Here is a 26,939-nt window from a genome sequence, read left to right as displayed (position 1 = left end):
ATGACTGACACCACCGCCACGCGCACCCTGGAGCGCACGTGGCTCGATGCCACGCTGCCCGTCGAGGAGCGCATCGACCTGCTCATGGCGCAGATGACGCTCGCCGAGAAGGTCGGCCAGACCCACCAGGTCGCCAACATCGACCCGGACGCCGACGCCGACGAGATCGCCGCCGGCCGGATCAGCTCGAGCCTCTACGCCTCCGGCCCGACCGGCGGCAACGAGCGCGACGAGGGCGTGCTCGTCGGCAACATCGACGCCGCCCAGCGGCACGCCGTCGAGGGCAGCCGCCTCGGCATCCCGCTGCTCTTCGGCCGCGACGTCATCCACGGCCACCGCACCGTGTGCCCGATCCCGCTCGGCATCGCGGCCTCCTTCGACCCCGACGTCGCCGAGGAGATCGGCGAGATCGCGGCCCGCGAGGCCGTCGTCGACGGCGTCGCGTGGACGTTCGCGCCGATGGTCGACATCTCGGAGGAGCCGCGCTGGGGCCGGGTGGCCGAGTCGCTCGGCGAGACCCCGGTGCTGTCGGGCCGGCTCGCGGCCGGGCTCGTGCGCGGCTTCCAAGGCGACGACCCGAGCGAGCCGGAGCGGCTCGCCGCGTGCGCCAAGCACTTCGCGGGCTACGGCCTGTCCGCCGGGGGCCGCGACTACGACACGGTGAGCGTCGGGGAGAACACGCTGCGCAACCTGCACCTGCGCCCGTTCAAGTGGGCCGTCGACGCAGGCGTCACGACCGTCATGGCCGCCTTCAACGACGTCGACGGCACGCCGATGCACGCCCACGAGCACCTCCTGCGCGACGTGCTCAGGGGCGAGTGGGGCTTCGACGGCATGGTCGTCGCCGACTGGAACGGCATCGGGCAGCTCGTCAACGCCGGGGTCGCGGCCGACCTGCGCGAGGCCGCGGTGCTCGCGATCCGCGCCGGCGTCGACCTCGACATGTGCGGCGGCGCCTACCTCGCCCACCTCGAGGAGCTCGTCGAGTCGGGCGAGGTCGAGCTCGCGCTCGTCGACGACGCGGTGCGCCGGGTGCTGCGCCTGAAGTTCCGCCTCGGGCTCTTCGAGCGGCCGTATGCCGCGCAGCCGGGTGCGCCGAACGCGCCGACTCCCGAGACCCGCGAGGTCGCCCTCCGGTCGGGCCAGGCCGCGCACGTGCTCGTCAAGAACGACGGCGTGCTGCCGCTGGACGCGTCGGCCGGATCGAGCGGCTCCGCCGGCTCGGCCGGTTCGGTGCTGCTCAGCGGAGCGTTCGTCGACGACGGCGACGCCCTGCTCGGCACGTGGGTGCTCGACGGGCGCGGCGAGGAGGTCGTCACGCCGGGGGCCGCGCTTCGCGAGCGCCTCGGCGACCGGCTCACCGTCGCCGACGGCCGCTTCTCCGACGTGACGCTCATGCAGGCGAGGGCCGCCGAGACGTCGGTGCTGCTGCTCGGCGAGCACCGCTCCCGCTCGGGCGAGGCGCAGTCGGTCGTCGACATCGGCCTTCCGCCCGGCCAGATCGAGGTGCTGCGTGCGGTCGCCGCCCTCGGCAAGCCGCTCGTCGCCGTCGTCTACACCGGCCGACCCCTCGACCTCAGCGAGGTGCTCGACCTCGCCGACGCGGTGCTCGTCGTCTGGCACCCCGGCAGCGAGGCCGGCAACGCCCTCGCCTCGGTGCTGCTCGGCGAGGTCGAGCCGCACGGCCGGCTGCCGATGACCTTCCCGCTCTCGACCGGGCACATCCCGACGAGCACGCACCAGCGGCCGACGGGCCGGCTCATCCGCGCCGACGTCGACCACAAGGAGGGCCGCTACATCGACGCCCTCACCTACCCGCGGCTGCCCTTCGGCTTCGGCCTGAGCTACACGAGCGTCGAGTACGGCGCTCCGGTCGTGTCGTCGTCGACGCTGCCCGTGGGCGGCTCGGTCACGCTGACGGTGACCGTCACCAACACCGGCGACCGGCCGTGCCGCGAGGTCGTCCAGCTCTACTTCCGCGATCCCGTCGCCGAGGTGACCCGCCCGCTGGTCGAGCTGACCGACTGGGCGCTCGTCGACCTCGAGCCCGGCCAGGCACGCGAGGTCACCTTCGATGTGGACGCCGAGCAGACGGCATACGCAGGCCGTGACCTCACGACCCGCGTCGACGAGGGCGAGATCGTCCTGCTCACGGGGCCCGACGCGGCCCGCCTCCAGTCCGTCAGCATCCAGGTGAGGAACGACTCATGATCGAGACCACGCGCCGCCAGATCCGCATCGACGGCGAGCCGGCCATCGTCATGTCGGGGGAGGTGCACTACTTCCGCGTCGCGCGCGCCGAGTGGGGGCAGCGCCTCGACCTGCTCGTCGAGGCGGGCTGCGACACCGTCGCCTCCTACATCCCGTGGATCTTCCACGAGCTGCCCGACGGGACGATCGACGTGACGGGGTCGACGCGGCCGGAGCGCGACATCGGCGCCTTCATCGACCTCGCCGCGTCGAAGGGGCTGCGCTTCATCGCGCGCCCCGGGCCGTTCATCATGGCCGAGCTGAAGAACGAGGGCATCCCGTTCCGCGTCTACCGCGACCACCCGGAGATCGTGCCGCTCGGCTGGGACGGGGTGCAGGTCACGTCGCGCACGGTGGACTACCTTGCGCCGGCGTTCATCTCGGAGAGCGCGCGGTGGTTCGACGCGATCATGCCGGTGCTGGCGCCCCGACTGCAGCCGGCCGGTGGGCCGATCATCGGCGTGCAGCTCGACAACGAGATCGGCATGCTCGCCTGGGTCACGAACTCGCCCGACCTCACCGACGGTCTCGTCGCGTCGTTCGGGGAGTTCGTGCTGTCGCGGCATGGTGGGCCCGGGCCGTATGCCGCGTCGCCGGGTGAGGACGGCTGGGCGGAGGTCGTGCGGTCGCCCAAGGAGGAGTGGGCGGGCGCGCTGCGCCTCGACCTCGGGCTCTTCATGCGGCAGCGGTTTGCCTCGTATGTCGCCGCGCTGCGCGGTCTGTGCGAGGAACGCGGCGTCGCGGGCGTGCCGTTCTTCATCAACATCCACGGCACCGAGGGCGGCAACGGTGCGCCCTTCCCGATCGGCATCAGCCAGCTCGTCGACACGTATGCCGGCATCCCGGGGATGGTCTCGGGGTCGGACCACTACCTCGGCGAGGCGACGCTCAACACGATGACCGACCTCTACGTCATGAACGCCTACATGGCGGCCGTGCACGACGGCGACCAGCCGCTGACTTCCCTTGAGTTCGAAGCGGGTTCGGGCGACTACGGCGCGGGCGCGGAGATGCAGTACGACCCGTCGACGGCCGACCTCAAGACGCGGCTGTGCCTGGCCCAGGGCAACCGGCTCATCAACTACTACCTCTTCGCCGGCGGCATCAACCCGCCGCTCGACGAGACGGTCTCCGACGGGAACGACCGCGTCAGCTTCACCGGCGAGCGGCACGGCACGGCAGCGCCGGTCGGTCCGGAGGGCCAGCGCGGCTACGCCTACGAGGCGACGGCGCGCGGCGTGCGGGCGATCAAGGCCAACGAGCCGTGGCTGGCCCGGATGGACGAGGACCACGACGACGTGACGCTGGGGCTCGTGCTCGACGCGTACATGACGGAGTACCACCACCCGGGGTCCTCGTTGATGACAGAGGTCGTGGACGACCTGACGTCGCATCGTGGGGCCGGTGAGCGCAAGGCGCTGGCGCGGTCGCTGCTGCTGGGCGGCTTCCGTTATGGCGCAACGCATCTCGAGCGTCGTGACCCGGCGCCGGGGTCGACGGTGCTCGTCGGGACCGGGCGCCACCTGTCGCAGGTGGTGCAGGAGCGGCTCGTGGGCCACGTCTCGACCGGTGGCAACCTCGTCCTGCTCGGGCGGGTGCCGGAGCGCGACCTCGACGGGTCGCCGTGCACGGTGCTGGCGGACGCCCTCGGTCTTGGCGCAGGTGAGGTGGTGCGCGACTCGGGGCACTACTTCCCGTCGCTCGTCGCGCACGGGTGGGCACAGCCGTGGCCGGAGATGCGGGCCGGGTGGATCCAGCAGCTGACGCACGAGCGCGGCGATGTCGTGCTGACGGACGTCGACGGCGCAGTCTGTGGCGTGGACGTGCCGCTCGGTGAGGGGCGCGCGATTCTCCTGGCCGCGCAGGTGCCGTCGGACCCGGTGCTCTTCGACCGTGCTCTCGCCAGCCTGGGGGTGAGCCCCGGGCTGCGGCTCGAGACGCAGTGGCCGGGCGTCTTCGCGACGACCACGAGCACCGACGACGGACAGCGGGCGCTGCACGTCATCAACACGTCAGGCGCTCCGGCGACCGTCACGGTGGCGCTCGATGGGACCCCGATCGCTGCGGGCGCGACGCTGAGCGTGCCGCCCCGGTCGGGCCACATCCTGCCCCTGGGGCTCGAGGTGAGCGGACGGCGCCTCGACTGGGCCACGGCGGAGATCGCCGGCGTCGACGCCGACGGCACGATCCACTTCCGCCCCGGCCTCGACGAGGACGGCGGCACGACAGTCATCGTCGACGGCCTCCCCATCGAGCTGGCCCCGGGGGAGCACACCCTGCTGCCCTGAGGTCCACGGCGCGGTGAACGGCCGGGCGCGACGAAGGGTCGCACCCCGGCCGTTCTGACGTCCGACGCGGGACTGACGAACTGAGGCTTCGCAGCACGGCGCGCGCCATATAGACGGGGACAGAACTAGACGGGAAAGAACGCGTTCGCTCTGGACGCAACCCGCGGCACAGCGTGAACGCATCGCGCCCGCTTGTACACGGAACTTCCAGGCGAAGTCTGCTCTCCCTCCCTCGAGCCCGATACGGCGCGTACCAGAGAAGCGCTCAAAACCCAAAGGTCCTGGCTCCAGCACGGCAGGTTCCGCAGTGAGCGGACAAATAGGGAATGGTTCCTACCTGTCGCGACCTACCGAGTGCCATTGGATATCCGGATGCGGTCAGGAGCAGGCTCAATCTTTCGACATTTGACGTTCGAACTCGGCCCGGGTTTCCGGATCGACGTCGTCCTCAGCCCCGCCATCGTCTTCAATCTCTCGTCGAACATCAACATCGAAGAGAATGTCGTTCAGGACGCTTTTGCTGTCGACCCCCGTGACCTTAGCCAGTTGCCGCCTTGCCCAGTCGTCGTACTTTTCCGAACTGTCAGGCGAGATCGCTGATTCAAAATCCGACAGCTCTGCCCGCCCAGCATCGACTACACGCTCAATGATCATTTTTGTGAGCCTCGCATGCGCCAGGGCTTGTTGAAGACGAACATTCGAAGAAACGCCGCTTATCCGGCGCGAAAGAGCACGCTTTACGTCCTGATGAACTTCAGCGATCGCCTCCATTACGCGAACATTGCTCTCTGCGACCGGGTCGGTGCTACCGTGAATCGCTCGGAACCTGGTCGCCGATGTAAGGGGGGTCTCCACCTTTTCAGGATTCTTGATTGCATAGTCTGCAGATGCCCGCAGACGGGACCTGGCTATTTCGAGATCGTCAGGGTCCATCGTATAGGTTACGATTCTCATATCCTTCACGTCGAAGGGTGGCTTCTCACCAGCTCTTTGAATGTGAACCGTAGGAATGTCGTAGCCGTGGGCCATTGCAAGTTCATACAAGACGTTTGGGTTGGCGCCAGACAAGTTCGCCACGACCAGGTCAGCCTCCAAGACACCCGCAACGATAGTGGGCGTAATCGAACCCGGGTTAGTGCTGTCATCGGCACGTTCCACATGAAACTCAGGCTCCAGAGAGTGACGGATCAGGTGCTTGAGAACCTTGTCAGCCTCCTTGCGTTCGGCTGAATCCTCAGCTCCAATAGGCGATAAAACGAAGCAACGCTTCGGCTTCTCACGCTCGTCGGCTGCCATGCCAACTTCCTCTCCAGTCTGTTGAGATTAATGCAGGACGACAAGCCTTAGCTTCCTCGCCCATGCCTGACATGCCGTCGATGAGTTCTTCCACTCGCGGCGCAGCCCATATGACGCGACGCGAATAGATCACGCCTGAGCGGAGAAAGTGCCCTGCTCTTGTAGCTTCGACTTTGTTTTAAGACCTTGCCCACCACACTACCGGCATGACCGCTGCTCACACGTTCATCGAGTGAATTTGGAAGTTTGCTGGGACTGGGGCATGAATTCAGCGACGCAGCCCTTCCGGCCAGACGACGTCGACTGACTTTCCGACACTCTGAGCATATGAGACTACGTCGGCGGTTCCACCAACTCCGCGTGCCGGGAGACCATCCCAGAGGGCGACGAGAACGTCGCATATGTCCACCACTCGCCGTCCTGCAGCAAAGAAAGCTTCCTCGCTTGGCCTGGGATAGTCGAGTCGCTCCACGGTACTTGCGGCGGAAAGCATCTGCCGGAATCTTGATCGATCTTCGCGGCTGGCCATGGAGGACTCGTAGCCTGAACTGGGAACTACTACGTACAGTTTTCCGCCCCGACTCAAAGCCATTTCGGCAAATCGCTGGTCGGCACCCGCCGCCAGACTCGTGACGGCGACGAACGATGGCTTGTCAAACAGGTCGCTAAGTCTGCTCTCCAACATCTGCCAAGCCGCTTCCGGCGCCGTTTGATGACCCGTAATGCCGTACGCGGTCAAAAACGTCCCCTATCAGCAAGGTGTCGATAGTGCCGACCCAAGGCAGTCAACTGGCAGCCTTGGCTGTTCATAGCTGCGAAGTACATATGTTCAGCACCTACCGGCTCAACCAGCTTTGAGGATGCGCACCTTTGTAGCTGCTTGAAAGTAGCCTCGTTTTCAGGATGGGGAGGCAAACCACTTTGGCTTTTGTCCGGCTCGTGGCTCGGGTCGAGTGCGAACACATGGTTGGCCGCAGGGAACCACTCGGGAAGCCGCCGCAGCGTGGTCAACGGCACGGACGGATTGCATCGCCGAATGTCTTGAAGTCGATCGACGTTGGCCTTGAACATAGGGCGCTGGTCCCACGCTCCAAAGGCCTCAGAGAGGTACGCGTACAAACCTGCGACCGTCACGTGGCCCAATACGTCCGCGGCGCCGCCGTCCAGCGCTCCCTCCAGATACTCGGGGAACTGTCCACGCCCATCGAGTGTCTCGGCGGACGTCTGGTCCGCTCTGCTGGCCATTAGAAGTGACACGCCTTGCCGAAGAACAGATGCGGGACTCAGAGCCGCCGGAACGCCGCCTGCGGCGCCAGCGAAGCAGCAATCCAGAACAACGGCCACCTCTTGGCTGCACGCGTTGATTCGCTCAAGAACTTCACTGAAGCGGACACCCGGAGTGCCGTTCGTTCCATCCGAGGTCACCAGATTTACGTCGCCGCCATCCCCTACAGCCGCTCCGTGACCAGCAAAATACAAGAGAGACACGTCCACACCCGGACCGAACAGCGTGTCGAGAGCATCGAGAAACTCGTCGCGTCCTACGAATCCTGTATCCACGGGTGCAGTTAGGGTGCGCACGTCGAAGTTGGGCGAATCGTCTTCATTCCGCGTTAGAAGGGGAGCCAGAGCGTGGGCATCGTTGACGCAGCCCCCGAGATCGCCAAAGGTTGGGTAACTGTCGATGCCTACCACTAACGCGCGGCGCAGCATCTCAAAGGCCGTCGATGAAGTCGCCGACGTTCTGCCATGTCCAGTCTTTGCAGGGCGAGGTGCCCATAACTGCGGGTTTCGTGCTGTAGCCCTTTTCGATCCAGATGCCTAGCAGCGGCTTGCCCTCCTCTCGCGCACACTTAATCTCCCAAAGCTGACCAGACGCGGCTGGGGTGTTGCTACTTATAAGAGCAATGACACCGTCTGAGCGGCGGATCCGAGTGCGAACGCGCTCCTTCCACTCCGTGTCGTATGGATTCTTAACGCTCATGTCGGTCCAGTCGTAAGGCGTGCTGCCCAACTTACGCTGCCCTACAAAGAGGTCTCGCGCTCTCTCGTCTTCTTTGGCGAATGCTATGAACACAACTTTGTTAGCCATGGTTGCCCCTGTCCTAGGTTTGTAGCATCTGTATACCACCCCGCACCGACTGCCGGCTCGTCTAGGCTCCGCCGCGCAAGAGAAGGCCGTAGCGGTTGGAGTCCGAGCATCCAAGCCCAACGGAAGTCCTGTTGGCGTGGCAGGAACCCTGAGCGCAGCACCAGTCAGCCGAGGGGAAGAGTCACGGGAGAAGAACAGCTGGGCCGTGACGAAGCCGGTCCGGTACGTGCTGACCGACGGAAGGGCCAGTGCGTCGATCCGGCCCTTCAGGGCGTGCACGTCGAAGGCGGCGTCGCGCTGGGCCAGGATAGACAGCAGTGGCAGGTAGCTCGCGCAGTGGACGGCCACGCCGACGGCATTGAGGATCAGCAGGCGCAGCGCCACCGTCCCGTCCAGCGGACGTAGGAGCACGTAGAGCGCCCACGCGGTACGGACGAAGAGCGGCGCCGACGCGAGTGCCGCGACGAGCCCCCACCGGAACGTGGTCTCGTCTTCGGTGAACGCGGCTCGGAGGGTCTGCGAGTCGCTGAGCCCGATCTTGCCGACCAGGCTGGCGACGACGTTCGCCACGATGTACGCGAGACAGAGACCTCCAGCCCACCGGGCGATCGTGCCGCGGGGCCACCGATCGGTCATTACGGGCACCTGTCCCAAGCGTGCGCGGCTGCTGCCCTCATCGCCGCCGCGCCGCTACCTTGTGCCGGTGACCCCGGCGGTCGCGTTCCTCGTGACCCGTTGAGGTCCCTGCCCTCAACGACCGGAGAGCTCCAGTCCGAATGCCTTGGCCATCGAGGGAGCAGTGGCGGCTTCGCCGAGCGGCTCCGCGCCGAGGACCTCGCTGTAGAGGCGCGCCAGGGAGTAGTGGGTCAGCGGTGTCGTGACGCCGGCGCCATGCATGGACGGGTGGGCCACCACGGTCAGGACGAGGTTGTCCTGGTGGTGGTCATCCTCATCGGCGGTGACCACGATCGCGAGATGTCCGGCGCGCCAGTCCGGACCCGCCATCACCACCTCGAGCTCACTGCGCAGCCAGCGGTCGGCGACCGAGAGATCGCAGTTGTGGGCGTCGTTGCACAGGTCGGGGATCACCATGCCGGCGTTGGGCAGTCCTCCGTTGCTGACGTCGCCGCTCAGCTCGGTGACCGGCACGTCATACCGGAGGCAGGAGGCGCGCTCGCTGAGGTGGTAGGCCCACGGGTTGTGCTTCACGGCGTACTGCCCGGAGCTCTCGGTCGCGCAGTTGCCAGGCACCCCTTCGGCATACAGCTTCGCCGTCTTGCCCAGCGACAGCGCCTGGCCGAACACCGACGGCTGGTCGGTCGTGTGGCTCGAGGGCGGGTCGTCATCGGTGACGCCGTACGTGCTGCCACCCGTCATCGCGAGGTAGTTGGGCAGCGAGGGGTGCGTCACCGCTTGGTAGTTCGTCGCGACAGCGAACTGCTTCCCCAGTGCTGCTGCATACGGCATGGCTGCACGCATCTGGTCCAGGGAGTGGTTCTCGACGACGAACACCAGCAGCTTGGTCACCGGCGCGGGTTGCACCGTGGCGAAGGTGACGGGTGCGGAGGGCTCCGCGGCGGCAGTGCAGCCGCCGAGCAGCAGCGCGGACGCGATTACCAGCCCGACTGCCTTGTGCGACATGGCCCTCCCCGTTCTGAAGCGGCTCGCCGTGCGCGACGGTACCCCGGCGCGCTCAAAGGGGGCTGCGAAGCACGTGAGGTTCTGCCACGCGCGCCTGTGACGAACCTCGCCGCCAGCGGCCGCAGTCCTTCTCGCGGGTACACCGGCGCGAGTAGCATCCGTGGGAGAGAGCAGCGTCGTGAGGTGGGGCCCATGGACGCAACAGTGCAGGTGTGGCTCGGTGAACCCGGAGCCGATGGGGCACGCCTCGACCTGCTCCACCGTCAGTTGCGCACCCAGCTCGACCAAGTCACGTCGCTCGACGTGAGGCCCGGCGACCCCACCCCGGTGCCGGACGGCGCCCGGGGTCTCGACCCCGCCACGGTCAGCACCCTTGCCGTCGCCGTCCTCGGGTCAGGCGGGCTCACCGCCCTGCTGGCGGCCGTGCGTGACTGGCTCGACCGGGGGCACGACGAGCCGCGGACGGTGCGGCTGGAGATCGCCGGCGACGTGCTCGAGCTGACCGGGGCAGGCGAGGAGGAGCAGCACGAGCTCGTGGACCTCTTCCTCGCGCGCCATGAAACCGCGGAAACCCAAGAGCCCCAAGGGTCCCCATGACCCAACCATCGGGTGGCCGAGCAGCCGGCGCCGAGCGAGGCGGACGGCATACGCGACGGGCCCTCATCATCGCCAACGACACCTACGACCACGCCAGCCTGAGCGCGCTGCGGGCGCCGGAGGCGGACGCTCGCGCCCTGGCCGAGGTGCTCGGCGACCCCGAGATCGGCGGCTTCGACGTGTCGATCGTCCACAACGCCGCGTCCTACGAGGTCCAGGCCCACGTCGACGACCTCTTCGCCGACAGCCGGCCCGAGGACCTGCTGCTCCTGCACTTCTCCGGTCACGGCCTCAAGAACGACGCGGGCGAGCTGTTCATCGCCGCCCGCAACACCCGTCCCGATCGTCTCGGATCGACCGCGCTCGCCGCGGACTTCGTCCAGCGCTGCATGCGCAGCTCGAGGGCGCGCAGCATCGTGCTGTTCCTCGACTGCTGCTACGGCGGGGCCTTCGGCCAAGGGGTGACGGTGCGGGCCGCCGGCCCGGTCAACGTCATGGACAGCTTCCCCGCCGGCCGGCTCGGCGGCGGCCGGGGCCGTGCGGTCATCAGCGCCTCGAGCGCCATGGAGTACTCCTTCGAGGGGACCACCCTCGCGGCCGACCACCAGGTCCCACCGTCCATCTTCACCTCGGCCGTGGTCGAGGGTCTCCGCACCGGTGAGGCCGACCGCGACGAGGACGGTCTCGTCTCCCTCAACGAGCTCTACGACTACGTCTTCGACCGCGTCCGCGAGACCAACCCCAACCAGACCCCCGGGCGCGACGTCGAGATGTCCGGGGAGCTCTACCTCGCCAGGAGCCGACGTCGCCGTGTGCGCCCGGTCCCCATCCCCGATCCCATCGCCTCCGCCCTACGCGAGTCCGACCCGACCTATCGACGCGGAGCCGTCAGCGAGCTGCGGGACCGGCTCGCGCACCCTGACCTCGGCGTCGCGCTGGGAGCGCTCGAGGCCCTGCAGGAGGTGGCCCGGTCCGACACGAAGGCCGTCGCCGACGATGCGAGCGCCGTTCTCCAGTCGGCCGCTCCGCACGTGAGCCCGACCTCCCTCGACTTCGGGGAGCTCGGGCCGGGCGCGGTCGCCGGCATCCACCGCGAGCTCCGGGTCACCGGCATACCCCTCGCGCGGGACGTCCGCGTCGACGCCGAGCCGCCGCTCTCGGCCGTCGTCGAGGGCACGCTCGTCACCGTGACCCTCACGCCCACAGGCCGGGCGTATGCCGGGAGCCTCACGTTGACGAGCCCGACCGGTTCCGTGGTGGTGCCGGTCACGGCGAGCGTGGCCGAGTCCGGCGCGCCTGACGAGGAGTCGGCGACGCGAGGATCCCGGCCGCCTCCGCCACCAGCTCCCGCCGAGCTACCCTCTGCCGCACCGGCGGTGGCTCAGCACGTCACCGGCACGTCCGAGCTCGGCCCGCGCCATCGTCTCCGGGTGGCTGCCGGCCTGGCGGCCCTCGCTGCGGGTCTGCTGATCCTCGCGAGCATGACACTGCCCTGGCGGTACGGGCAGACCTACGCAGCCGGCGACCGCTGGCTCGTGCCGAGCATGGCCATCCTCGGTCTCCTGGTCGTGACGGCAGGAGCCGTCATGTTCGCCCCGCGAGTGCGAACCGAGGTGTCCTTGGGGCTGCTGCTCGCGGTGTCCGGGACTGCTGCCGCCTCGCTGTTGACCTACCTCGGCCTCGTCGCCGACCTGAGCCCGGACGCCTCCGGGACGGGGACGTGGTTCGGCCTCATCGGGCTGGTCCTCGCCGCCTCCTGCGGACCGGCGGCTGTGGCGGTCGCCGCCTGGCGACAGGCGGTCCCGCTAGCCCGGGTCGACTGGCGCGACCCGGGATCCCTTGCGGCGCTGGGCCTCGGCGCCGTCACGGCCGCCGTGTTCATCTCCTATGCCGTCCACCTGGGCTCGCTCAGCGACGCCGGCTACGAGGCCGGCGTGACGTACGTGTGGGCGGTGCTCACGGTCATCGCCGCGATCGGGGCGGTCATGGTCCGTCCAGCCGCGGTCGGACGGGTCCTGCTCGCGGCCTGGGGCCTCGGCACCCTCAGCTACTCCCTGTCCCAGTGGGTCTACCTGACGGATCACTCCCCGGAGTCTTTCGGGATGCCCTTCCTCGTCGCCGCCGGCTTGGCCCTGTCCGCCGCGGCCCTCCTGATCGACCGTCGATCACCCAGCGATGCCGCTGCAGCGGCCGAATGACCTCACTACCTCCGCGGCGTGCTGGCCCGTCCACCCGACGCACCCGCCAGCTGATGCATCGTCGACCCGGTCCGGTGGCACTCGAGCATCCCCATCGAGAATGAAACACTGGAGGATGAGCACCCACCCCTTGGAGCTGCAGACTCGATCCGTCGATGTGGGGCGCGACACCGCAAAGCGCCTACGGGTCTTCAACGTGGTCATGGGACTCCTGCACCTGGTGTCCGGCGCGGCCATGGTCGCCCTCAGCAACGACTTCACGCTGCCGGTGTCCACCTTTGCGCTGAACGGCCCGCCGGGGACGCCGCTCTCCAAGGGCGTGACGAACCTCGTGTTCGACGTTCCCCTGGGAGTGGCAACCGCTTCCTTCCTGTTCCTCTCCGCGTTCTTCCACTTCCTGATCGCCTCGCCGTGGGGCTTTACGCGCTACGTCGACGAGCTGTCGAAGGGGCGCAACCGCTTCCGCTGGGTGGAGTACAGCCTCTCCTCGACGCTGATGATCGTCCTCATCAGCTTGGTGCTCGGGATCTCCGACGTCGCGGCACTCATCGGGATCGGCATCGCCAACGCCTCGATGATCCTGTTCGGCTGGCTGATGGAGATGTCCAACAACGGCTTGATGCACGGGAAGGATGGGCGACCGGTCCGCGGGCGACGCGCCTGGTGGACGCCCTTCTGGTTCGGTTGCGTTGCCGGGGTTGGACCGTGGCTGGCGGCTGCTGCCTACCTGTTCGTCAACGTGGCGGTCAAGGACGGGCCCGGCCCGCCCGGGTTCGTCTACGGGATCATCGTCTCGCTCTTCGTGTTCTTCAACAGCTTCGCCATCAACCAGTGGCTTCAGTACAAGCAGGTCGGTCGGTGGCAGGACTACCTGACCGGTGAGCGCACCTACATCGTCCTCAGCCTCGTGGCGAAGAGCCTGCTCGCCTGGCAGGTCTTCGCCAACGTCCTGGTTGGGTGAGCGCCGGGCGCAGGAGAAGAGCTTCGGCCAACTCGGCGGTCCGTGCTGTGGCGAGAGGACGGCCCCCACTCCTGGTCCTCAGGAGTGGGGGCCGGCTCTGTGTAGAGCGTCGCTAGCGGCGAGTGGCCGCTCCCGCGCTTCGGGTCACCGAGGCCAGAGCGTCTCGTCGAGGTCGGGCAGGGTGCCCTTCGCCAGGTTGTCGGTGTCCTTGGCGGTCAGGCGTCCGGGAGCGAAGCTGCTCATCGCGCCGGAGACCGGCAGGTTCAGCCGCGTGGAGCGCAGGTCCACGACATACGTCCCTGCGCTGGTGTCGACGGCGATAACGCCGTTGCTCGCCCCGCTGACGACGAGTCCCAGCTGGTGACCGGCCGGGACGACGACGTCGTTGGCGGCCAGCTCGACGGTGACCTGGTGCTGGCCGGCGCCGTCGAGACGGGCCCAGCCGCGGGCCAGCACCTGCAGCTGCGTGCTCTGCAGGCGACGTGTGACGTCCTTGTAGCAGGCGTCGTCCGTGGCGATGGACTCTCCCCAGCACGTCTCCGTGGCCAGGGTCTGGGCCCCGTCACCGGTGGCACTGACCCGGTCCATGGCGCCGTAGTCGACGAGCATGACCGACACCTGCCCGACCGGAGCCGAATGGGTGACGGTGAGGTCGACCGTGGGCGTGCCGGAGATCCGGACGTCCTTGGTCACCGCTCCGGTGAGGAACTGCACCCGGTTCGGGTTGGCAGCCAGCGAGACGGCGTTCGTCTCGGACAGGCGGGAGTTGTTGACGTAGGTGGCCGTGCCCGCGTCCTGCTTGCCGAGGGTCAGCGTGCCGTCCGCCCGCGGGTTGAGCGACATCGTGCGCGACGACTGGATCGGCCACGTCTTCGAGGTCTCCCACTGGTTCGGAGCGGTCTCGACCCGGACGACCGGCTCGCGGTCGATCCCGTTGTCGATCCCCATCAGCTCGTGGTCGAACCACCGGTTGAGGGTGGTGACCCACTCCTGCCGGTCGTGGTCGAACGGGTCGACGTGGCCGAGGCGGCTGAGCCACATCTTCCGATCGACTCCGCTCTGCCCCAACGCTTCCCACCACTTGGAGGCGTTCATCGTCTTGACGTTGTTGTCCTGCAGGCCGTGGACGATGAAGACGCTCGCCTTGACCTTGGACGCGTCGTAGAAGGTGCCGTCGCGGTAGTCGCGCTCGGCCCAGAAGTCGGTGTAGGCGCCGGTCGCGTCGGCGTCGTTGGCGTCCATGTAGGCCAGCCGCGCCGAGCAGTCCGTCGTGATGGTGCGGCGCTGGGCGATGGTGCGCGAGAGACTGCTCGCGTAGTGACGCGACTTCACGGCGCCCTGCCAGCGGTTGTAGTCGTACCACGAGCTGATGGCACTGATCGGCACGATCGTCTTGAGCCCGTCGACGCCGGTGGCGGCGACGCCGTTGGCGAGCGTGCCGTCGTAGGACTTGCCGATCATGCCGGTGCTGCCGTTGCTCCAGCTCGCCTGGACGAGAGCGCCCTTCGAGTCGTGGGCGGTCCCCTTGCCGTCGAGCCACTCGACAACCGCCTTGGCCGACTCGACGTCCGAGCGGCCGCCCTCGTCGGTGCACCCGGTCGAGCGGGCCGTACCGGCCATGTCGACGGCGACGAACGCATAGCCGCGCGGGACGAAGTAGTTGTCGTAGTAGAGCGGGAACTTCGTCGGGCTGCCGTCAGCCGCATACTCCTTGAACTCGCCGTCGTTGCCGCGGCCGAGGCTGAGGTAGTAGGGGCTGGCGTCCATGATGACGGGCACCCTTGCGGTGCCGTCGAGCTCGCGCGGCCGGATGATGTCGGTGGCGATGCGCTCGGCCCTGCCGTCCCCGTCCAGGTCGGGCGTGTCGACCCAGACGGTCTCGCGGATGGCGTTGGCGTAGTCGTACTTCGGCGAGGTCATCCCGTCGACGAGCGTGACGGGCGGGGTGTCGGTGATGCTCGGCGGTGCGGCCTGAGCCTGCCCCAGCGTCCCGATGGCCAACGGAGCGACCACGGCGAGTGAGCTGGCGAGGGCGAGGATCCTGACTTTCATGTGAGTCCTTCCTGCCCCCGGGACCGGCGATGTCCCCTTGAGGGTGAGGGGCAGTCTCAAAGTAGCGACGAGACCGCCGGAGAGGGACGGAGCTGCGACCCCGACAGAAACCTGTCCCCTTGTCTGTCCGACCGCCCGCAGCTCAGCCGGAGGGAGTTCCACCCGACGGGGGCTTGACCCCGCCGAAACGACGACCGTCCCCGGCGCCGAAGTTGTGCGCCTCGATCCGGCCGTCCTCGGAGCCGTGGCGCGGGCTCTTGCTCTCCGACAGGGACAGCATCGTGTGACGCTGCTTGGCTCGACGGTCAGCCAGCCACGCCGCCAGCAGCACCAAGGCGAAGAGTCCGCCTGCGATTGACCAGAATATCTGCCACCCCTGTCGTCCCATGGATCGTCCGGCTCTTGTCCGAAGTGTCGCAATCGACGAGGCGAGAAAGGTAGCCAATCGCGGGTCAAGATTCCGACGCCGTCCCGGGCCGGCCAGGCGACATCAACGGCCTCGAGAGTCGGGCGAAGCCGGTCGCCGACCTCTGACTGAACGTGTCAGAGGAAGTCGGCCGGGTCGAAGTCCTCGATGGCGATGATCCGGATGCGCGGCAGGGACTCCCGGAAGGCCTGCACGTCGTACTCGAGGTCGAACGTCGCCAGTCCGTGAGTGGTCAGCTCCAGGAACGCGCTGCTGCGGAACTCCTGGAAACCGACGACGCCGACGCGCCGGCCGTCGAGCAGGTCGCCCATCTGGTCGACGAAGTCCCCGTCGTTGCTGACCAGCAGCACGTCGGCGCGGCGTTGACGGATCTCGACCAGCGTTCGCTGGATGGCGATGTCGACGACCTTCTCGCCTGCGGCGCCCGAGAGCGGCACGGGTCGGTAGCCGATGGCCATGAGCGCCTGGACGAACGGCATCGGCAGCTCGTTGTTGGCCGCAAGGAAGAAGAGGCCGACGGCGGGCTGCCTCCACAGTTCCTCGGCGAACTGCAGCAGCCGCTCCCACCGCGGGCGCTCCTCCGGGCGAGGGCGACGACCGAGGATCGAGGTGCCGAGGGTGGCATCGATGTTCTCCCCGTCGACGAGGACGTAGGTGATCCGGGGAGCGTCAGCCATGACCGGAGCCTACGGGGGCCCCCGCTCCGCCCGCGTCCTTCTGCGGCCGGAACTCAGCGGACCACGCCCAGAGCGTCGATGAGGGACGGCGCCGAGCTGACGGAGCGGATGGAGATGGTGCCCGTGAACGCATACGTCGGGAGCAGGACGACGTCCCGGCGCCACGTCGTCGACGAGAGGCTCACGCGACCGACCTTGTGGGAGCCGGCATACACGTCGACCACGCCCTGCTTCGGCCCGCGGAGCACGACCACGGCGATGCGAGAGCCGCGCTGCGAGCCGATGCTCAGGGTCGCGCCGGAGCTGTTGAGTCGGGACACCGTGCCGGTCAGGGCCCGGCTGTTCGTGATCCGCGAGACCTTGCTGCCCGCGAGCGCCCGGTCGTCGTAGGGCACGGCCGAGCACCGCGCGCCGGACCAGGCGGACGTGTTGCCCATCCGGTCGCGGGCGCGGACGACGAAGCAGACCTCGCCACCAGGGGCGACCGTCAGCTTCTGCGAGGTCGCGGTCGTCGCCTGCCAGGTGCTCGGACGGGTGAGCGCTCCGAGCGCCCCGCGCGGCGGCGCGTAGCGGTAGCCGACGTCGTAGCTCGCGACGCCGGTGTTGTCGGCGGCCTTGTAGGAGAACGTCACCGCGCTGCTCTTCGTCGCGCTCACGACGAGCGCGCCGGTGCTCGCAGCAGTGATGGTCGGCGCCGCGGTGTCGACGGCGCTGCAGTGGCTGGCCGACCAGCCCGAGACGTTGCCGACCTTGTCCCGAGCCCTGATCTGGAAGCAAGTGTCGGCGCCGGCGCCGGCCGTCAGGGTCTGCGTCGGGGCGGCCGAGCTCTGCCACATCCGGGGGTAGGTCCAGGCGCCGAACGTCCCGCCGACCTTGGCGGCCTGCTGGTAGCGCACGTCGTAGGTGCCGACGCCCGAGCCCGCCACCGTCGACGTGAACGCCGGGTCGGTGAACACCGCCGAGATCGTGACCTGACGCGTCGGCGCCGTCCTCGGAGTGCCGCCCGTCGAGACCAGCTTCGGCGCGGTGACGTCGGTCGCCGTGCACCGGGGCGCGGACCACGCGCTCGTGTTGCCGGCGTGGTCGGTGGCCCGCACCGACAGGCACGTGTCCTTCCCGGCCAGGCCGGTGACGCTGGCCGTGGGCGCGGTCAGACCGCGCAGGGCCGCGGGCTGCACCCACGCGGCATACGGCCCGCCGACCGGACCTTGCTGGTAGCGCACGTCGTACGTCGCCACCCCACTTGGTATGCGTGTTGCCTCGTTCGCCGAGTCGGTGGCGGTCCACGACGCCTTCACCACAGAACCACTCGCCCTCGGGCTGCCCGTGATGGTGACGAACGTCGGGGGGACGGTGTCCTTCCACGCGGCGCGCGTCAGCCAGTCGAGGTCGACGACTCGCGGCTGAAGGGCCGTGTCGGCGTAGGCCAGACGAGCGCCGCCGGCGTCATCGACGGCGATCATCGGGTCCGGAGACGTGTACTTGCCGTGCAGCGGACCGTACTGACGGGTGCCGTGTCCCGGCCCGAGGTCGTAGACCGTGGCGACCGCGTACTTGCCGACGGTGGGCTCGTCGACCCACTGCACCCAGGCGACGTATCCGTTCCCGAGCTGCGCAAAGGACTGGACCGATGCCCGCGGCCACGGAACAGCTTGGGGCGCCAGCACACCGTGCAGGTCGACGGCCATGTAGTGGTCCCCGCAGTAGAAGAGTGCGAAGCGGCCCGCGACCTGCAGGTCGAGCGCCCCGCAGTCCTTGACCCCGGTGGCGACGGTGCGCGTGGGGCTCACGCCGTCGAGGTCGGTCGCGGTCAGGATGCCCTGAGCGTCCGGGCCCTGCCAGAGCGTGCGCCCGTCGACCACGTACCTCGTCCCCGGGGCCATGGTCCGGAGCGGTTGTCCGCTCTTGGCGTCGGCCAGCATCCCGTCGCCACGGACCAGCACCTGGCCGCCGCGGGACAACCTCCACCCACCGGGCGTCGAGTACACGTCGCGGTAGCCGCCGGGCCACGTCACCCGGTAGGTCTCCGTCGCGCTGCCGGTCGAGGTCTGCGTCAGGACGACGTCCCCGCGAGCCGACAGCAGGCCGCCCGCGACCGGCCTGTCGCCCGCCGCCATGGAGGTGGACCACGACCCCGACCCGTCGACGGCGGCTCTCGCCACCGGACCCGTGCCGGAGTCGTAGGCCCAGCCGAACCCCCCGTAGACGCTGCTGCCGCTCAGACCGATCGAGCTGGCGAGCCGGCCGATGACCGGCAGGGCCGTGACCTCGTGCAGCGGCTGCCCGTCGTCGGTGACGGTGGCGACCCGGCCGGTGGCGGTGTCTCCGAGCGTGATGACCGCGACGCCGGCACCGTCGGACGCGAACTTGCCGACCTTGGTGGCGACGGCCGGCTCGCGTGTCCCGGTGGCGAGGTCGACCGGCTCGAGGTGGCCCGAGTCCCCGGTGTCACCGGACTCGATGTGGAACGCCGCGAGGCGGTCTCCGTAGCCGACCCACCCACGGGTCACCGACGTGTTGTCCATCGTCATCTCGACGTGCCCGGCGTTCGTCCCGTCGACATCGGCCCAGGAGGCGGTGACCGGGTAGGCGTTCTCGTCGATCACGAAGACCCTGCGCGGGGTGACGACCAGCTTGTCGGAGGCCCCCGCGCTGTCGGCGATCAGGTGGGAGTCGCCGCTCGCGAGGTCGACGCTCCAGACCAGGTTCTGGTTGTGGATGACGAGGGTGCTGGCGTTGGCCACCGTGTCGATGGAGCCGAAGGACATGACGACACCCGCCAGAGCCAATGCGTCATGGCCAGGCCGACGCAGCACGGCCTGGCGAGCGTCGGCGGGACCCTTAACGCTCAGCACCCAGGTCGCTCCCGCCTCGACCACGTACTCGTCCGACGGCACATCCACCGTCCACGTCGTCGCTCCGGTCTCGATGTCACTGACGACGACGCGGCGGCTGAGGTCTGCAGAGATCGGGCTCACCGAGACCAGTCCACCGGGGGACAGGTGCGGGCTGGGCGTGCCGGTCCACGTCACGGTGCGCACGACAGATCCGTCCGACGTCCGCCTGATCGTGAACTGCGACGACGTCTCGTACTCGTCGACCTGGTGCAGGTCGTAGGCGACGTAGCCGGGAGCGCCGGCATCGAGGAACGGCTGGTACGGAGCAGCCTCCGGGAGGAGCGGCAGCTGCCGACCGGCGGAGATCGCCGGGTCGACGTCCAGCGCGAGCGCCGGCTGCGCCGCGAACACACTCACCGACAGCAGCGACGCCACCGCGACCGATCGCAGGACACGACCGAACAACAACGCACCAGACACGCGACACTCTCCTCCGGCTGGAGCCCATGTCCGCGCCGGCGTCAACGTACCTGTCACGTGGGAGCCGCGGATGCGATTGGCACATTTCCGGCAGACGCCCGGTGGCGCAGCTACCGGCAGTCGTCAGCGGACGAGACCTGAAGAGCCGTCCATCGCGACGAAGCGGTACCCCCGAGCCTTGTACCAGGCGATGATCTTCGGCAGTGCCGCAACGGTGTTGCCCCGGAAGGAGGAGACCTTGCTCTCCGGCTCATTCGACGCCTTGCCCGCATGCATCAGCACGATCGGGTGCGACGGGTTGGCGTAGCGCAGGTCGGTGCCCTTCTTGAGGATCGCGGCCTGAGCAGTGGCCGAGAGGTAGGGCGGCTGCGACCAGTCCTGCGTGTCGACGCTCCACAGCACCGTGCGCATGTTGTTCAACTTGGCCGCTGCGTTCACGTTGTTCATGTGACCGCCCGGCGGCCGGAAGAAGCAGGTCGGCTTACCGGTCAGGGCGCGCTGCTGGGCAGCGGTCGTCTTGATCTGACTGCTCAGGTACGGCACGGCCCAATAGCCATTGGCTGCAGTGGGATACGCGTGGTTCCACGTATGCGGCTCGATCAGGTGGCCCTGCGCTGCGGCGGACTTGAGCACCGCGGGCATCCGTGCGTCGTACTTGCCGACGTTGAAGAAGGTGGCGCGCACGTTGTACTTGCGCAGCACCGCGAGGACGGCCGGCATGTACTCGGGGCGAGAGTCGTCGAAGGTGAGCGCGACGGTCTTTCCCGTCCCAGGCGCGGTCCGAGTACTGGTGCCGGCCAGCGCCGTGCTGCACTCCGTCGCGGCCTCGGCCGTGGTCTCAGGCCCGCCCGCGGCGAACACGGCCACGAGCGTGGCCGCGGTGGCTGACGCTGCCACGACGCGAGCCGTGTAGGTGCGAGCCCGTCGATGGTTACCTGAGGTCATTCTGATTGGGCTCCCTTGAGTGCTCGTTCTGGCCATGCACGTCGCCAGACCGACATAGGACGGACATCCGCTGGCTCGGCGCCGGGCCGACTATGTCAGGTGCGCTGACCGACGCGAGCAGTAACGGCCAAATCACCTCAAGCGGCCGACTTCCTCTAGAGGCAGACGTCGCTCGACGGACGCATTCGAGCCTCTCGTAATGCACCCTGTTGACCGAACATGAGGGCCGGGCCACTACTCTCCTCACGATGTATCCGTGAAGGACAAGTCGATAAGGGCAGGAGCCGGGTGGCTGAGGACGTGCAGTACGAGCACCACGATGTGCGAGCCATTAGGGGCACCGAGGCGAGCAATATCGCCAAGTGGGAGAAGGACGGTTGGGAGCTCGTCAACCAGAGCCCCGGTCTCTTGTGGTCGGACATCACCTTCCGGCGCCCCAAGCCGAAGACGGCTGGCACTTACCTCAAGGCGTTCGCACTTCAGGGCTATGCGGCATTTCGTCGGCTGGAGCCGCAGACCCAGAAGCGCGTCATGGCAGTTGGCGGGACGTTTGTCCTTCTCATGGTGGTCGCAGGCGTCGCCGTGGGGCTCCGTTCTGGAGGTGGCACCGCCGCGCCGAGCGCGTCTCCCAGCAGGTCGGTGACGGCAGCGCCCCAGACGCCCTCCGAGGTGCCGAGTCCAAGTGCAAGCCTCAGCGCACCTGAGCCGGAGGCGTACACCTACCAAGGCCCGAAGTACGAGATCATCTCGGTCGACGAGGGACAGACGGTGGCCAAGCTCGACCAGTACTGGATCTACACGAGTAAGCTCGACCAGTCGACGGCCAGATACAAGGACCAGGTCAAGCTGATCGTCGCCGACATCGCGCGGGAGCAATCCACCGACAAGTTCATGGTCGAAGTCGTGACGAACAAGGAGATTGCCCTGGCGGAGTCACCTTCCAAGGTCGAGAGCTTCATCGCAGAGCACGGCGATGACTACTTCCTCACGACCATCCCCAAGATGGAAAAGGCCAGCTGGGTCGCCTCGTATTCAGGTGGTTTCGACTCCAACGCCTTTGAGCCGAGTGACTCCGACGCTGCTTTCGAAATCACTTGGAAGCCTGCAGGAACGCCGAAGTTCGAGAAGTGGCGGCCCGAAACAGGGGACTGACCTTCTATCGCTCGCCTCTCCACCTGCGAAGGCGGACATGCACCGTTTCGGCGCTCGCGGGATTGGCTTCTTTGGCCAGGGCAATCTTCGCTATTCGCCCACGAGGCGACGGCGTCGAACATAGCCTCGCAGGGCACACAGCACGCCCACAGAAAACAGGTCATGAACTCTCGCGCTAGCACCACCCTCGCCGTCGTCGCCGCCCTCTTCGCCCTCACGGCGTGCAAGGAGTCAGCACCGCAGGCAGCACCACCCGTCCCGTTCGTCAACGTCCAGAGCAGCACCAGCTCGGCGACACCCACGACCAGCACCACCTCGCCGACGACGTCTGCGACCCCGACCGTCGACCCGGCGGCCGCAGAGAAGGCAGCAGCAGCCGCCGCAGCGGCTCAGGCCGCTGCAAAGGCCAAGGCAGACGCCGAGGCGAAGGCAGCGGCAGCGAAGGCCAAGGCCGCCGCAGCCGCAAAGGCGAAGGCAGCGGCAGCGAAGGCCCAGGCCGCAGCCCGCGCAAAGGCCGCCGCCCGCGCAAAGGCCGCCGCGAAGGCCAAAGCCGCGGCCAAGGCCAAAGCTGCTGCGAAGGCCAAGGCCGCAGCGCAGGCTCGGGCAGCAGCGAAGGCCAAGGCTGCGGCCGCTGCTTCCAGCGTCTACTACGCCAACTGCTCCGCCGTCCGTGCCGCAGGTGCCGACCCGATCTACGCCGGTCAGCCTGGCTACTCGCGCAAGCTGGACCGCGACGGAGACGGCGTCGCCTGCGAGTGAAACGGTGAGGCCCTGCCCGCTGCGCGTCGTCCGCCGCGGGTAGGGCTCATCCCGTGACCATCACTCCATCAGACAGGGACACTCCACCGTGATCGACTTCCAGAACGCCAGCTACGTCAAGCTCGGCCGCATCGACTACTCCGACGTGGCCGGTCAGATCGACCCGCTGCTCATCGAGGGCGAGCAGGGCTACATGGCCTTCAAGGGCATGCGCGACTACATCGTCTTCACGAGCAAGCGGATCATCGCCGTGAACATCCAGGGCATCACCGGCAAGAAGAAGGACTTCACGTCGCTGCCGTTCAGCAAGGTGCAGGCGTTCTCGCTCGAGACCGCCGGCACCTTCGACCTCGACGCCGAGCTCGAGCTGTGGTTCTCCGGCCTGGGCAAGGTCAAGTTCGAGTTCAAGGGCAACACCGACGTCGCCTACCTCAACAAGCTCATCGCCCACCACGTGCTCTAGGGCCCATCTCGTCGGAACAGTCTGGGACGGCGACGCGATCACGCGTGCGTTTCAATGCCGCGCCGCCACCAAGAATGAAAACCGCTTCGGCACGGCTGCGTGCACCGAGGTGCTCCAGCAGATGGCTCATGTCGGCAACCACAGTTCGCGGCGAGACATTGAGCTGACGCGCCAAGGTCGCGTCCTTCACACCTCGGATAAGTCCCTTGGCCACCTCCACCTGCCGTCGCGACAGAGCAGGCGGCCGGTCATCGCCGACCGGCGTGGATGCAGACCACGTCACCCTCCAGGCTGATCGCGCCAGATCCACGATCGCCGGGTCGGTGACGAGCCATGCCGTTGGGCGCCCCTGGGGGTCGAACGGGCCAGGGAGCACGGCAGCTACCTCGTCGACCAAGATGCAGCCGATCGCGACCGGCGCGACACGCACGTCCGGATTGAGCGACGGAAGCAAAGGGTTGACGGTCAAGGCGTGTGCGCTGATCAGCTGGTGCAGGTCCAAGCCGCGTCGGGCAGAGCGCTCATCGAGCTCATAGCTGGGATCGTCTGGGTCGAACCGCATAGTCGGCTGCATGCCCCACACCGACCGTTGCGCGAGTGGCTCCAGGCGAGTGAAGGCCCTCATGATCTGGGGCACCCCTCTCCCCAACAGACGGAGCCCCTTCGTGGCTTCACCCGTGATCTCCGCGGCGGTGATCCGTGCGTTCACGCAGTGGCTTAGCTCCGCTGCTATGGCAGCAGCAGATGCGGCCGGCGACATGCTGGCTCTTGAGGTGGCATCGTCGACGAGCTGCGACACTTCAGGACCCCCGCCCACGAAGACTCGACGTTTGACGGCAGGGACGCTGCCGGAGATGACTCTGCCACGAGTCACAGCATCCAGGTAAGCGGACGCGGTGACTCGCCCCCTTCGTGTCCCAAGCCACCCGCTCCCCTCGACAGGTCGAATAGGGCCGCCGAAGGCACCTTCCGACTCGCCCGGCACTCGCGCGCCAAGAACGACACTGGAGCTCGGCATGCCTGCGGATGGCGAGCGCACTCCACGCAACAACGAGCACCTCGGTGTTGTGCGGCAGCGCCGTTGGCAGGCTTCCATCGATGTCGTGGAAGCCTGCCAACACACATACGTCGGTGCGCCGCCTATCGCGGCTCGAGTGCCCTGCAGTAGGTGACCGCCGCGCTGTAGTTCGTCGTCCTGTTGTGGTCGTTCCAGTACCTGTTGAGGCAGTTGCCGTCGACGTCCCACTGCTTGTCACCGGTGTCTGTGTAGAGGGACCGGACAAAGCCGAAGACGCAGGTGTAGTAGGCGGACTTGGCGATCGTCCATACGGGCTGTCGCGTCTGGTAGCACTTCCAGATGGTCGTTCGGGTCTCAGCCTGGCTGGATGCCGGGAAGGCAGCGATCAGGGAAACCGACGTCAGCACTGCGAGCAGAATTCCTAGCATTTTTCGCTTGACGTTCATCTCAGATCCTTTCGATGGCCGCGCATCCGCGGATGGCTGATCCTGTGTTCGCCCGGACCACCGAGACAACGCTTGAGGTGGCGTATTGCGTGTTCTGGCAATCGGGATCCAGCGCCGACAACGTCTCTCGCGAGGCGCCCGTCAGCTTCGGGCGTTCATACCTACCGGGCCTTCGGCCGACATCCAGCACTCAGGGTTGAGATGCACTGTTCAGGCGGGCCGGGTATCAAGGATCAGTAGGGTCGGCACCGGCCCTGTGGTTCCCCGTCCCGAGAGCGACACGACCATGACGACGCAGACCAACGCCCGCGCACCCCAGCGCGCTCGGTCGGTGCCGCCGGCACCGCCGCGCCGCTACCTCGTCCCCGTCACCCTTGCGGTCGCGTTCCTCGTGACCCAGGCCGTCGCGCAGGCCGTCACCCCGTTCATCCGCCAGGACGACTGGCCCTTCCTGCTCCCCGACGGCACGAAGGGCGTGCTCCCACCGGCGTACTACAACAGCAGCGAGGGCCGCTGGCTCAACACCCTGTGGTGGCAGGTCGTCGGCCAGCACGGCACCCCCACGACCGCCTCGATGACGTATGCCGTGGGCTACCTCGCGCTCGTCGCCGGCCTCTGGCGCGTGCTGCACCTCTCAGGCATCCGGCCGCGTCCCGTCGCCGACGTGCTGCTCGGCCTGGGGCTCTACGCCTCGGCCGTCTGGGTGCAGTTGCTCTACTGGCCCGGTGCGCTGACGCCGTCGGTGCTCGTCGCCGCGGTCGCGGCCTGGCTGCTGCCCTGGGCGGCCCGATCGCGGGTCCGGCTCGGGCTGTGGCTCCTCGTCGCCGAGGCGGCAGCCGTCATGACCTACCCGCCCGTCGGAGTGGTGCTGCTCGTCTTCACCGTCATCCACCTCCGCGAATCCCCTTGGCGGCGAGTCCTTTCCGTCATCGCTGCCTGGGTCGCCTCGTTCGTCGCCGGGGTCGGCATCAGCTACACCCTCAACTGGGTCGCCTACGGTCACTTCGGCCTCGACCTCCCGGCCTGGCGCCAGTCCAACCCGGCGACCTCGATCTATGCCCTCACGACCAACGCGGGCCGCTGGCTCTCCGCCGCCGGCGCCATGTGGGCCGCCCAGTGGTGGGTCGCGGCCGTCGGTCTCGTCGCCGTCGTCCTCGGCTGGCGCGACCCCGCGGTGCGCCCGCGCCTGCAGCGCCTCCTCGTCGTCCTCGCCGTCGCGTGCGGCCTCGACGCCGCCCAGACCCTCGCGACCGGCATCGTCACCGAGGCCCGCGGCCAGCTGTGGACGTGGCTCGTCGCGCTGCTGCCCGTCGCGCTGCTCCTGGTCGACCGTCACGATCGACCCGACCGGCAACGGAACGACGGGGACGCGCCCGACGAGGCACACGGCATACGCCATCGGTCCGTCGAGCACGTCGCGACCGCGCTGCTCGCCGTCCTCGCCGTCGCGGGCGTGCTGTCGTGGCGCGCGGACATCGGCGCCCACCAGGCCACCCGGATGCAGTTCGCCGCCATCGCCGAGCAGGCGACCGCGCACGCCCCCGGCGGCACCACACCGACGATCGTCCTGTGGCAAGACCCCGCCGTCCGAAACACCCGCGACGGGCGGCTCATCGCCAGCACCATGGTCATGGAGGTGCGCCAGCAGACCGGGGGCGTCGTGCCCCGCATGTGTCGCGGACAGGAGTGCATCGACCTGTCCCAGCTCGCGGCAGCCGGCCCGGTCGTCCGACTCGACGGTCCACCCGGCTTCAGCCCCCTCGTCGCCATCATCATGCCGCCCCCGCCCGGCTGGGTCTGAGCCGACGAGACCGGCCCCGACGCGCGCCACCCGCGGCTAGCCTTGCCGAAGAGGGAAGGTCAGGCGCGGAGCTGGAGGTTGGTCATGGCACACGACGTGGACTTCACCGAGGTCTCGACGGTCGGGCTCGAGTCGTCACCGCACGCCGAGGCGCTGGCAGGCCTGCGCGCCAACGAGGCCCGCTACTTCAAGAACAAGTACGACCACACGTTCAGCACCCAGCCCGCGCACGAGGCGGACGACGTCGTCGACCACGTGGCCCGCATCCTCAAGGAGGAACGCGACATCGTCATCGGATCGCCGGCGCTCGAGGCGACGCAGTTCGAGGTCGACGGCGTGCGCTGGTCCTACGTCTTCTACGAGTCCGGGCTGTCCATCAACGTGCTCTGGACCATCGCCGACGGCGGCAAGCGCGCCGTCGGCTTCAAGCTCTGCGACGGGATGGACGTCCCCGACGAGCTCGCCGCCTTCAAGTTCGCGCGGCAGAAGTCCAGGCTCGCCGGGACGATCCGCGGCTCCTACTTCGTCATCAAGGGCGACTACTGAGCCGCAGCCACCG

At 68.1% G+C, this 26,939-nt stretch carries 21 protein-coding genes; 10 read left to right on the top strand and 11 right to left on the bottom strand.

Annotated elements, in window-relative coordinates:
• Both U5C87_RS05100 and U5C87_RS05095 read left to right on the top strand, forming a co-directional pair.
• On the top strand, window positions 1-2,211 hold the full coding sequence (locus tag U5C87_RS05100) for a glycoside hydrolase family 3 N-terminal domain-containing protein (RefSeq protein ID WP_330475548.1): 2,211 nt from the start codon (window positions 1-3) through the stop codon (window positions 2,209-2,211).
• On the top strand, window positions 2,208-4,538 hold the full coding sequence (locus tag U5C87_RS05095; RefSeq protein ID WP_330475547.1) for a beta-galactosidase: 2,331 nt from the start codon (window positions 2,208-2,210) through the stop codon (window positions 4,536-4,538). The genes U5C87_RS05100 and U5C87_RS05095 overlap by 4 nt, the downstream gene beginning before the upstream one ends.
• Window positions 4,539-4,928: 390 nt before the next feature.
• Here U5C87_RS05095 and U5C87_RS05090 read toward each other — a convergent pair whose 3' ends face one another.
• The 4 genes from U5C87_RS05090 to U5C87_RS05075 form a co-directional block, all read right to left on the bottom strand.
• The gene (locus U5C87_RS05090; protein ID WP_330475546.1) at window positions 4,929-5,834 is read right to left on the bottom strand and encodes a hypothetical protein; all 906 of its coding nucleotides are present in this window, start codon (window positions 5,832-5,834) and stop codon (window positions 4,929-4,931) included.
• Between the two features lie 735 nt (window positions 5,835-6,569).
• Complete coding sequence (locus tag U5C87_RS05085) at window positions 6,570-7,547, bottom strand: caspase family protein (RefSeq protein ID WP_330475545.1); 978 nt, start codon at window positions 7,545-7,547, stop codon at window positions 6,570-6,572.
• 1 nt (window position 7,548) lies between these two features.
• Complete coding sequence (locus U5C87_RS05080) at window positions 7,549-8,562, bottom strand: DUF4386 family protein (RefSeq protein ID WP_330475544.1); 1,014 nt, start codon at window positions 8,560-8,562, stop codon at window positions 7,549-7,551.
• Window positions 8,563-8,676: 114 nt separating this feature from the next.
• The gene (locus U5C87_RS05075) at window positions 8,677-9,567 is read right to left on the bottom strand and encodes an alkaline phosphatase family protein (protein ID WP_330475543.1); all 891 of its coding nucleotides are present in this window, start codon (window positions 9,565-9,567) and stop codon (window positions 8,677-8,679) included.
• 192 nt (window positions 9,568-9,759) lie between these two features.
• On the opposite strand from U5C87_RS05075, the gene U5C87_RS05070 reads away from it, so the two are divergent.
• The 3 genes from U5C87_RS05070 to heR all read left to right on the top strand — a co-directional run bounded on the left by U5C87_RS05070 (window position 9,760) and on the right by heR (window position 13,323).
• Window positions 9,760-10,164: an effector-associated constant component EACC1 gene (locus tag U5C87_RS05070; protein WP_330475542.1), complete on the top strand. Its 405-nt coding sequence runs from the start codon at window positions 9,760-9,762 to the stop codon at window positions 10,162-10,164.
• Window positions 10,161-12,362 carry a caspase family protein gene (locus U5C87_RS05065; RefSeq protein ID WP_330475541.1) on the top strand — a complete coding sequence of 734 codons (2,202 nt, stop codon included), beginning with the start codon at window positions 10,161-10,163 and terminating at the stop codon, window positions 12,360-12,362. Before U5C87_RS05070 ends, U5C87_RS05065 begins: the two co-directional genes overlap by 4 nt.
• 115 nt (window positions 12,363-12,477) lie before the next feature.
• Window positions 12,478-13,323 (top strand): heliorhodopsin HeR, encoded by an 846-nt coding sequence (heR, locus tag U5C87_RS05060; protein ID WP_330475540.1) that lies wholly within the window; start codon window positions 12,478-12,480, stop codon window positions 13,321-13,323.
• Between the two features lie 144 nt (window positions 13,324-13,467).
• On the opposite strand, the gene U5C87_RS05055 is transcribed toward heR, so the two are convergent.
• From U5C87_RS05055 to U5C87_RS05035, 5 genes are all read right to left on the bottom strand, one after another.
• Complete coding sequence (locus U5C87_RS05055; protein ID WP_330475539.1) at window positions 13,468-15,375, bottom strand: CocE/NonD family hydrolase; 1,908 nt, start codon at window positions 15,373-15,375, stop codon at window positions 13,468-13,470.
• Window positions 15,376-15,517: 142 nt separating this feature from the next.
• Window positions 15,518-15,655 carry a hypothetical protein gene (locus U5C87_RS05050; RefSeq protein WP_330475538.1) on the bottom strand — a complete coding sequence of 46 codons (138 nt, stop codon included), beginning with the start codon at window positions 15,653-15,655 and terminating at the stop codon, window positions 15,518-15,520.
• 263 nt (window positions 15,656-15,918) lie between these two features.
• Entirely contained in the window at window positions 15,919-16,479 is a 561-nt protein-coding gene (locus U5C87_RS05045) for an NYN domain-containing protein (protein WP_330475537.1), read from the bottom strand.
• Between the two features lie 53 nt (window positions 16,480-16,532).
• Complete coding sequence (locus U5C87_RS05040; RefSeq protein WP_330475536.1) at window positions 16,533-19,733, bottom strand: hypothetical protein; 3,201 nt, start codon at window positions 19,731-19,733, stop codon at window positions 16,533-16,535.
• A 186-nt stretch (window positions 19,734-19,919) separates the two neighbouring features.
• Window positions 19,920-20,657: a polysaccharide deacetylase family protein gene (locus U5C87_RS05035; protein WP_330475535.1), complete on the bottom strand. Its 738-nt coding sequence runs from the start codon at window positions 20,655-20,657 to the stop codon at window positions 19,920-19,922.
• 372 nt (window positions 20,658-21,029) lie between these two features.
• Here U5C87_RS05035 and U5C87_RS05030 point away from each other — a divergent pair, with 372 nt between their 5' ends.
• The 3 genes from U5C87_RS05030 to U5C87_RS05020 all read left to right on the top strand — a co-directional run bounded on the left by U5C87_RS05030 (window position 21,030) and on the right by U5C87_RS05020 (window position 23,115).
• Window positions 21,030-21,893 carry a hypothetical protein gene (locus U5C87_RS05030; RefSeq protein WP_330475534.1) on the top strand — a complete coding sequence of 288 codons (864 nt, stop codon included), beginning with the start codon at window positions 21,030-21,032 and terminating at the stop codon, window positions 21,891-21,893.
• A gap of 162 nt (window positions 21,894-22,055) precedes the next feature.
• A complete protein-coding gene (locus U5C87_RS05025) occupies window positions 22,056-22,652 on the top strand; it encodes an excalibur calcium-binding domain-containing protein (protein WP_330475533.1) in 597 nt (198 codons plus the stop codon).
• An 88-nt stretch (window positions 22,653-22,740) separates the two neighbouring features.
• Window positions 22,741-23,115, top strand: a complete 375-nt coding sequence (locus U5C87_RS05020; protein WP_330475532.1) for a PH domain-containing protein — start codon at window positions 22,741-22,743, stop codon at window positions 23,113-23,115.
• On the opposite strand, the gene U5C87_RS05015 is transcribed toward U5C87_RS05020, so the two are convergent.
• Both U5C87_RS05015 and U5C87_RS05010 read right to left on the bottom strand, forming a co-directional pair.
• A complete protein-coding gene (locus tag U5C87_RS05015) occupies window positions 23,093-23,914 on the bottom strand; it encodes a helix-turn-helix transcriptional regulator (RefSeq protein WP_330475531.1) in 822 nt (273 codons plus the stop codon). The genes U5C87_RS05020 and U5C87_RS05015 overlap by 23 nt on opposite strands.
• Window positions 23,915-24,255: 341 nt before the next feature.
• On the bottom strand, window positions 24,256-24,579 hold the full coding sequence (locus U5C87_RS05010) for a hypothetical protein (RefSeq protein ID WP_330475530.1): 324 nt from the start codon (window positions 24,577-24,579) through the stop codon (window positions 24,256-24,258).
• A gap of 286 nt (window positions 24,580-24,865) precedes the next feature.
• Between U5C87_RS05010 and U5C87_RS05005 the strand changes: the two genes are divergently transcribed.
• Both U5C87_RS05005 and U5C87_RS05000 read left to right on the top strand, forming a co-directional pair.
• Window positions 24,866-26,380: a hypothetical protein gene (locus tag U5C87_RS05005; protein WP_330475529.1), complete on the top strand. Its 1,515-nt coding sequence runs from the start codon at window positions 24,866-24,868 to the stop codon at window positions 26,378-26,380.
• Between the two features lie 84 nt (window positions 26,381-26,464).
• Window positions 26,465-26,926 carry a phage tail protein gene (locus U5C87_RS05000; RefSeq protein WP_330475528.1) on the top strand — a complete coding sequence of 154 codons (462 nt, stop codon included), beginning with the start codon at window positions 26,465-26,467 and terminating at the stop codon, window positions 26,924-26,926.
• Window positions 26,927-26,939 lie beyond the last annotated feature (13 nt).

Origin of the sequence: Terrabacter sp. C0L_2 (assembly GCF_036352015.1) — a bacterium.
Lineage (GTDB): Bacteria > Actinomycetota > Actinomycetes > Actinomycetales > Dermatophilaceae > Terrabacter > Terrabacter tumescens.
This window is presented reverse-complemented; position numbering and strand designations above follow the sequence as displayed.

Bases quoted from the DNA above. Each gene is read 5' to 3' on its own strand.
- U5C87_RS05100 (WP_330475548.1), top strand. From the start codon at position 1: ATGACTGACACCACCGCCACGCGCACCCTGGAGCGCACGTGGCTCGAT.
- U5C87_RS05095 (WP_330475547.1), top strand. From the start codon at position 2,208: ATGATCGAGACCACGCGCCGCCAGATCCGCATCGACGGCGAGCCGGCC.
- U5C87_RS05090 (WP_330475546.1), bottom strand. From the start codon at position 5,834: ATGGCAGCCGACGAGCGTGAGAAGCCGAAGCGTTGCTTCGTTTTATCG.
- U5C87_RS05085 (WP_330475545.1), bottom strand. From the start codon at position 7,547: ATGCTGCGCCGCGCGTTAGTGGTAGGCATCGACAGTTACCCAACCTTT.
- U5C87_RS05080 (WP_330475544.1), bottom strand. From the start codon at position 8,562: ATGACCGATCGGTGGCCCCGCGGCACGATCGCCCGGTGGGCTGGAGGT.
- U5C87_RS05075 (WP_330475543.1), bottom strand. From the start codon at position 9,567: ATGTCGCACAAGGCAGTCGGGCTGGTAATCGCGTCCGCGCTGCTGCTC.
- U5C87_RS05070 (WP_330475542.1), top strand. From the start codon at position 9,760: ATGGACGCAACAGTGCAGGTGTGGCTCGGTGAACCCGGAGCCGATGGG.
- U5C87_RS05065 (WP_330475541.1), top strand. From the start codon at position 10,161: ATGACCCAACCATCGGGTGGCCGAGCAGCCGGCGCCGAGCGAGGCGGA.
- heR (WP_330475540.1), top strand. From the start codon at position 12,478: ATGAGCACCCACCCCTTGGAGCTGCAGACTCGATCCGTCGATGTGGGG.
- U5C87_RS05055 (WP_330475539.1), bottom strand. From the start codon at position 15,375: ATGAAAGTCAGGATCCTCGCCCTCGCCAGCTCACTCGCCGTGGTCGCT.
- U5C87_RS05050 (WP_330475538.1), bottom strand. From the start codon at position 15,655: ATGCTGTCCCTGTCGGAGAGCAAGAGCCCGCGCCACGGCTCCGAGGAC.
- U5C87_RS05045 (WP_330475537.1), bottom strand. From the start codon at position 16,479: ATGGCTGACGCTCCCCGGATCACCTACGTCCTCGTCGACGGGGAGAAC.
- U5C87_RS05025 (WP_330475533.1), top strand. From the start codon at position 22,056: ATGAACTCTCGCGCTAGCACCACCCTCGCCGTCGTCGCCGCCCTCTTC.
- U5C87_RS05010 (WP_330475530.1), bottom strand. From the start codon at position 24,579: ATGAACGTCAAGCGAAAAATGCTAGGAATTCTGCTCGCAGTGCTGACG.
- U5C87_RS05005 (WP_330475529.1), top strand. From the start codon at position 24,866: ATGACGACGCAGACCAACGCCCGCGCACCCCAGCGCGCTCGGTCGGTG.
- U5C87_RS05000 (WP_330475528.1), top strand. From the start codon at position 26,465: ATGGCACACGACGTGGACTTCACCGAGGTCTCGACGGTCGGGCTCGAG.